Raw genomic sequence first — 1,016 nt, 5'->3', positions numbered from 1 at the left:
TTGGTTTGGGACCAAGGTGTCGCAGGTTCGAATCCTGTCTTCCCGATTTATGGCGGTGTAGCTCAGCTGGCTAGAGCGTCCGGTTCATACCCGGGAGGTCGGGGGTTCGATCCCCTTCGCCGCTATACTATTGATCTTGTCGGACCTTTAGCTCAGCTGGTTAGAGCTCTCGGCTCATAACCGAGTGGTCGTAGGTTCAAGTCCTACAAGGTCCATAATTAGCTGGAGGATTACCCAAGTCCGGCTGAAGGGAACGGTCTTGAAAACCGTCAGGCGTGTAAAAGCGTGCGTGGGTTCGAATCCCACATCCTCCTTAATATTAACGCGGGATGGAGCAGCTCGGTAGCTCGTCGGGCTCATAACCCGAAGGTCGTAGGTTCAAATCCTGCTCCCGCAATATTTGGCTCGGTAGCTCAGTTGGTAGAGCAATGGATTGAAGCTCCATGTGTCGGCGGTTCGATTCCGTCTCGCGCCATTTTCTTTTAATACTAAGCGGGTGTAGTTTAGTGGTAAAACTACAGCCTTCCAAGCTGTTGTCGCGAGTTCGATTCTCGTCACCCGCTTTGAACATTCGTTCAATACCAAGTTTTTAACTTGGGCGCGTAGCTCAGGTGGTTAGAGCGCACGCCTGATAAGCGTGAGGTCGGTGGTTCGAGTCCACTCGTGCCCATTTTTAATATTATGGTCCGTTGGTCAAGGGGTTAAGACACCGCCTTTTCACGGCGGTAACACGGGTTCGAATCCCGTACGGACTATATTATATTGGAGGATTACCCAAGTCCGGCTGAAGGGAACGGTCTTGAAAACCGTCAGGCGTGTAAAAGCGTGCGTGGGTTCGAATCCCACATCCTCCTTAATATTAACGCGGGATGGAGCAGCTCGGTAGCTCGTCGGGCTCATAACCCGAAGGTCGTAGGTTCAAATCCTGCTCCCGCAATATTTGGCTCGGTAGCTCAGTTGGTAGAGCAATGGATTGAAGCTCCATGTGTCGGCGGTTCGATTCCGTCTCGCGCCAT

Annotated in this window: 11 tRNA genes; all 11 read left to right on the top strand. The window is 52.2% G+C overall.

Features of this window, described 5'->3' with window-relative positions:
• The first annotated feature begins 51 nt into the window (after positions 1-51).
• The 11 genes from DW930_RS10410 (at position 52) to DW930_RS10360 (ending at position 1,015) form a co-directional block, all read left to right on the top strand.
• Positions 52-125: transfer RNA gene (locus DW930_RS10410), tRNA-Met, on the top strand.
• A 16-nt stretch (positions 126-141) separates the two neighbouring features.
• Positions 142-215, top strand: a tRNA-Ile gene (locus DW930_RS10405).
• Positions 216-224: 9 nt separating this feature from the next.
• Positions 225-314: transfer RNA gene (locus tag DW930_RS10400), tRNA-Ser, on the top strand.
• A gap of 9 nt (positions 315-323) precedes the next feature.
• A tRNA-Met gene (locus DW930_RS10395) sits at positions 324-397 on the top strand.
• Between the two features lie 5 nt (positions 398-402).
• A tRNA-Phe gene (locus DW930_RS10390) sits at positions 403-475 on the top strand.
• 17 nt (positions 476-492) lie between these two features.
• Positions 493-563 (top strand) — tRNA-Gly (locus DW930_RS10385).
• A gap of 33 nt (positions 564-596) precedes the next feature.
• Positions 597-670, top strand: a tRNA-Ile gene (locus DW930_RS10380).
• A 13-nt stretch (positions 671-683) separates the two neighbouring features.
• Positions 684-755 (top strand) — tRNA-Glu (locus tag DW930_RS10375).
• Between the two features lie 9 nt (positions 756-764).
• A tRNA-Ser gene (locus DW930_RS10370) sits at positions 765-854 on the top strand.
• 9 nt (positions 855-863) lie between these two features.
• Positions 864-937, top strand: a tRNA-Met gene (locus tag DW930_RS10365).
• 5 nt (positions 938-942) lie between these two features.
• Positions 943-1,015: transfer RNA gene (locus DW930_RS10360), tRNA-Phe, on the top strand.
• The last annotated feature ends 1 nt before the right edge of the window (position 1,016 follow it).

This window comes from Streptococcus sp. AM43-2AT, from assembly GCF_003603405.1.
Taxonomy (GTDB): domain Bacteria; phylum Bacillota; class Bacilli; order Lactobacillales; family Streptococcaceae; genus Streptococcus; species Streptococcus ilei.
This window is presented reverse-complemented; position numbering and strand designations above follow the sequence as displayed.